Annotated in this window: 5 protein-coding genes; all 5 read right to left on the reverse strand. The window is 71.6% G+C overall.

Annotated features, from left to right (window positions below; translation table 11 throughout):
- On the reverse strand, positions 1–846 hold an 846-nt coding region (locus BGM09_RS06945; protein ID WP_223186444.1), incomplete at its 3' end, for a trypsin-like peptidase domain-containing protein.
- Positions 847–1,136: 290 nt separating this feature from the next.
- Positions 1,137–2,054 carry a tRNA pseudouridine(55) synthase TruB gene (gene truB / locus BGM09_RS06950; RefSeq protein WP_188280550.1) on the reverse strand — a complete coding sequence of 306 codons (918 nt, stop codon included), beginning with the start codon at positions 2,052–2,054 and terminating at the stop codon, positions 1,137–1,139.
- Entirely contained in the window at positions 2,051–2,587 is a 537-nt protein-coding gene (rbfA, locus tag BGM09_RS06955) for a 30S ribosome-binding factor RbfA (RefSeq protein WP_188280551.1), read from the reverse strand. The genes truB and rbfA overlap by 4 nt, the downstream gene beginning before the upstream one ends.
- A gap of 34 nt (positions 2,588–2,621) precedes the next feature.
- Complete coding sequence (locus BGM09_RS06960) at positions 2,622–2,915, reverse strand: DUF503 domain-containing protein (protein ID WP_188280552.1); 294 nt, start codon at positions 2,913–2,915, stop codon at positions 2,622–2,624.
- A gap of 117 nt (positions 2,916–3,032) precedes the next feature.
- The coding region (infB, locus tag BGM09_RS06965; protein ID WP_188280553.1) for a translation initiation factor IF-2 at positions 3,033–5,042 on the reverse strand (2,010 nt) is incomplete at its 5' end.

The raw sequence follows: 5,042 nt of genomic DNA on the forward strand, positions 1-5,042 counted from the left end.
CCGGCGAGCGGCCAGCGCGGCCAGTTCGGTGCTGCGTCCGCTGCCGGGGTCGCCGACCAGGCCGAGCACCAGCGGCGCGGTCTCGCCCCGCTGCGCGAGGAAGTCCCGTAGTGCGTCGGCGACTTCGGGCCTGGCGACCGGCTCCCGCCACTGGCCGGGCCCGGCGGCGGAACCGACCGACGTACCCGTGAGCTGGAGCGCCCCCGCGAGGTTGAGGTGCGGACCGTAGGCGGGCACCGTCGCCGCGTTCCCGGCCAGCAGCGCGGCCAGTGGTTCCGGCGTGCCGGGTCCGGCCCGCAGCGGTACGGCGAAACCGGCCGCCCGGTGTCCCGCGTGCAGCGCGGTGACCGCGACGGCGAGTACCGCGCCGGTCGCCGCGTCGATCAGCGGCGCCCCGGAGGACTGGGGCGCGACCCGGCTCATGTCGGTGGCGCCGAGGCCCAGTTCGTAGACCTCCTCCAGCAGGTGGAAGCGGTCGGTGGCGGTGTACGTGACGGACGCGGTGCCGAGGACGACGCCGTCGGTCCACTGCGGGACCTTCAGCCGTACCCGTCGTTCGGGGTGGGCGGGGCCGCAGGGCGCGATCGGCAGCGGCGGCAGATTGAGCCCCTCGGTGGCGACCAGCGCGAGCCCGGCTTCGGGCAGTACGGTGATCGCTTCCGCCTCGACCAGGCACACCTGGTCCCCCGGCGCGTGCAGCACCAGCCGGGCGAGCCCGTCGACCGCCTCGTGGCTGGTGACCATCGTGCCGTCGGCGTCCGCGAGGAAACCCGTCCCGCGTGGCCGTCCCGCCAGGTCACAGACCCGCACCAACGCGTCGTCCACGTCGGCCCCGCGTACCGCCATCGGGCACCTCCCCCACCGCCGCGCCCCGTTTCGTCCCGCTTCGACGGTAGGCGCCCGATGATCTCCCGCCTAGATCGCGGAGGAAAAGCGCCCCCCTGTGCTCCCTCGCTTCACTCCGAGCGCCCGCCCATTGGGGTGATTTCCGGGTTCCGGATGGATAGGGAGACGTGAGGGGGGACCGAGGGGGATCGTGGAGCGGGGCCGCTCAGGGGACAGACGGCCGCGCTCCACGGTGTCCAGAGCCCGGCCCGGTCACACCGGGCCGGGCGCGGGCGCAGGGGGACGGACGGCTATTCCGGGAAGACCGCCACGATCTTCACCTGGCCGTCCTTCTCCTCCACCAGGGCCAGGAAGCGGCCGTCGGGGCCGAAGACGGCGTTCGGCCCGTCGGGCAGCGCAGGGGCCTTGATGCGGACGCCGTTGGCCAGCAGCCGGGCCTGGTCGGCGTCCACGTCCCAGCGCGGGAAGGCCGCGTCGGCCGCCTGCTCGATCGGCATGACCGTGCAGGTCTCCTCCAACTGCTCCAGCGTGCGCGCGGTGTCCAGGCCGTACGGGCCGACACGGGTGCGGCGCAGCGCGGTCAGATGGCCGCCGACGCCGAGCGCGGCGCCCAGGTCGCGGGCGAGGGCCCGGATGTAGGTGCCGGAAGAGCAGACGACGGTCACGTCGAGGTCGACGGCGCCGACAGCGTCCCCGGGCTCGGCCTCGGCCTCGTCGGCCCGCCGCATGTCCTGGACGGTGAAGGAGTGGACCGTCACCGGCCGGGCGGCCAGCTCGAACTCCTCGCCCTCCCTGACCCGGGTGTACGACCGCACGCCGTTCACCTTGATCGCGCTGACCTTGGACGGTACCTGCTGGATCGGACCGGTCAGTGCGGCGATCCCGGCGTCGACGCTCTCCCTGGTGACCCCGGTGGCGTCGGCGACGGCGGTGATCTCGCCCTCGGCGTCGTCCGTCACCGTCGTCCGGCCGAGCCGGATCGTGGCGACGTACTCCTTCTCGGTGAGCGCGAGGTGGCCGAGCAGCCGGGTGGCCTTCTCGACGCCGAGGATCAGCACCCCGGTCGCCATCGGGTCCAGCGTGCCCGCGTGCCCGACCCGCCGGGTCCCGGCCAGCCGCCGCATCCGCGACACCACCCCGTGCGAGGTGAGCCCGCCGGGCTTGTCGACAATGACAAGCCCGGACGGGGCCTCAGTCTTACGCGTCATGCGCTTGCCGGACCGCCCTCGGAGTCGGCGCCGGTGTCCGGGCCGGCGGCGGCCGGGCCAGCGGCGGCCGGGGCGTCGAGGTCGTCGTCCGGCCCGTCGCCGTCCAACTCGTCGTCGGACGGCTTGCGGTACGGGTCCGCCTCGCCCGCGTACTGCGCGTCGGTGGCGGACTTGCGGACCTCCTCGTCGGCCGCGCGGGCCTTGGCGAGCAGGTCGTCGATGGTCTTGGCGTTGTCGGGCAGGGCGTCGGCGACGAAGGCCAGGCTCGGGGTGAACCGCACCCCGGTCTGCCGTCCGACCTCGGAGCGCAGCACACCCTTGGCGCTCTCCAGGGCCGCGGCGGAGGCCGCCCGCTCCTCGTCGTCTCCGTAGACCGTGTAGAAGACGGTCGCCTCCCGCAGGTCGCCGGTGACCCGGGTGTCGGTGATCGTCACGTACCCCAGCCGCGGATCCTTGATCCGCCGTTGCAGGGTCTCCGCGACCACGACCCGGATGCGGTCGGCCAGCTTTCGCGCCCGCGCGGTGTCGGTCATCGTCTTCTTCTCTCTGTGTCCTTGGGCGTCGCGCTCACTCGTCGTCGCCGTGGACACGCTGCCGTGCGGACAGCAGTTCCACTTCGGGACGGGCGATCATCCAGCGTTCGCACCGGTCGAGTACGTCCTTGAGGTGTCCGAGGTCTCCCGACACCACCGCGATTCCTATTTCGGCCCTGCGATAGAGGTCCTGGTCGCCGGTCTCCGCCACGCTCACCGCGAATTTGCGGTGCAGCTCGGCGACGATCGGACGGACGACGGACCGCTTCTCCTTCAGGGACCGTACGTCACCCAGGAGCAGGTCGAAGCACAGCGTGCCTGCGTACATGGGTATGACGTTACAGCCGACGGCCGGGGCCGATCGACGGGATTTTCTCCCGCCGACCGGCCCCGGCCCCGAGCCGTCGCCCGGCCGTGCGGCGTACCGCACGGCCGGGCAGCCGCGTCAGCCGCGCGGCTTCTCGCGCATCTCGTACGTCGCGATGACGTCGTCGATCTTGATGTCGTTGTAGTTGCCGAGGTTGATACCGCCCTCGTAACCCTCACGAATCTCGGTGACGTCGTCCTTGAAGCGGCGCAGGCCGTCGATGTTGAGACTCTCCGCGATGACCTTGCCGTCGCGGAGCAGACGGGCCTTGGTGTTGCGCTTGACCTCGCCGGAGCGGACCAGCACACCGGCGATGTTGCCGAGCTTGGAGGAGCGGAAGACCTCGCGGATCTCCGCGGTGCCCAGCTCGACCTCCTCGTACTCCGGCTTGAGCATGCCCTTGAGGGCCGCCTCGATCTCCTCGATGGCCTGGTAGATCACCGAGTAGTAGCGGACGTCGACACCCTCGCGCTCCGCCATCTGCGCGGCACGGCCGGCCGCACGGACGTTGAAGCCGATGACGATGGCGTCGGAGCCGGTCGCCAGGTCGATGTCCGACTCGGTGACCGCACCCACACCGCGGTGCAGGACCCGGATGTCGACCTCGTCGCCGACGTCGAGCTGGAGCAGCGAGGACTCGAGAGCCTCCACCGAACCGGACGCGTCGCCCTTGATGATGAGGTTGAGCTCCTGGACCAGACCGGCCTTGAGCGCCTCGTCCAGATTCTCCAGGGAGAACCGGACGCCCTTGCGGGCGAAGCGGACGTTGCGCTCGCGCGCGGCCCGCTTCTCGGCGATCTGGCGGGCGGTACGGTCCTCGTCCACGACGAGGAAGTTGTCGCCCGCGCCGGGCACGTTGGTGAGACCGAGCACGAGGACGGGGGTCGACGGGGTCGCCTCCTCCACGTTCTCGCCCTTGTCGTCGAGCATCGCGCGGACGCGGCCGTACGCGTCGCCGACCACCATGGTGTCGCCGACCCGCAGCGTGCCGCGCTGGACCAGGACGGTCGCCACGGCGCCGCGGCCACGGTCGAGGTGCGCCTCGATCGCGATGCCCTGTGCGTCCTGCTCCGGGTTGGCCCGCAGGTCGAGCGAGGCGTCCGCGGTCAGGACCACGGCCTCCAGCAGGGAGTCGATGTTGAGACCCTGCTTCGCGGAGATGTCGACGAACATCGTGTCGCCGCCGTACTCCTCGGCCACCAGACCGAACTCGGTGAGCTGTCCGCGCACCTTGGTCGGGTCGGCACCCTCGACGTCGATCTTGTTGACCGCGACCACGATCGGCACGTCGGCCGCCTTGGCGTGGTTCAGCGCCTCGATCGTCTGCGGCATCACACCGTCGTTGGCCGCGACCACCAGGATCGCGATGTCGGTGGACTTGGCGCCGCGGGCACGCATGGCGGTGAACGCCTCGTGGCCCGGGGTGTCGATGAAGGTGATGGCGCGCTCTTCGCCGTTGACCTCGGTGGCGACCTGGTAGGCACCGATGTGCTGGGTGATGCCGCCGGCCTCGCCCGCGACCACGTTGGTCTTGCGGATCGCGTCGAGAAGCCTGGTCTTACCGTGGTCGACGTGACCCATGACGGTCACGACCGGCGGACGGGAGACGAGCATCTCCTCGCCGCCCTCGTCCTCACCGAACTCGATGGAGAACGACTCGAGCAGCTCGCGGTCCTCCTCCTCCGGGCTGACGATCTCCAGCACGTAGTTCATCTCGCCGGCGAGCAGCTCCAGCGTGGAGTCGGAGACCGACTGGGTCGCCGTGACCATCTCACCGAGGTTGAGCATCACCTGAACGAGCGACGCCGGGTTGGCGTTGATCTTCTCGGCGAAGTCGGTGAGCGAGGCACCGCGCGACAGGCGCACGGTGCTGCCGTTGCCGCGGGGCAGCAGCACGCCGCCCACGGACGGGGCCTGCATGGCCTCGTACTCCTGGCGCCGCTGACGCTTGCTCTTACGGCCGCGCGCCGGACGGCCGCCGGGGCCGCGACCGAACGCGCCCTGCGTTCCACCACGGCCGCCCGGACCACCGGGACGCCCGCCGAAGCCGCCGGGACGGGGACCGAAGCCGCCGCCACCGCCGGGAGC

It is taken from the genome of Streptomyces sp. CBMA29, assembly GCF_014596445.1.
GTDB lineage: Bacteria > Actinomycetota > Actinomycetes > Streptomycetales > Streptomycetaceae > Actinacidiphila.

Coding starts and splice junctions, on each gene's coding strand:
- truB (WP_188280550.1), bottom strand. CDS start 2,054: ATGACGCGTAAGACTGAGGCCCCGTCCGGGCTTGTCATTGTCGACAAG.
- rbfA (WP_188280551.1), bottom strand. CDS start 2,587: ATGACCGACACCGCGCGGGCGCGAAAGCTGGCCGACCGCATCCGGGTC.
- BGM09_RS06960 (WP_188280552.1), bottom strand. CDS start 2,915: ATGTACGCAGGCACGCTGTGCTTCGACCTGCTCCTGGGTGACGTACGG.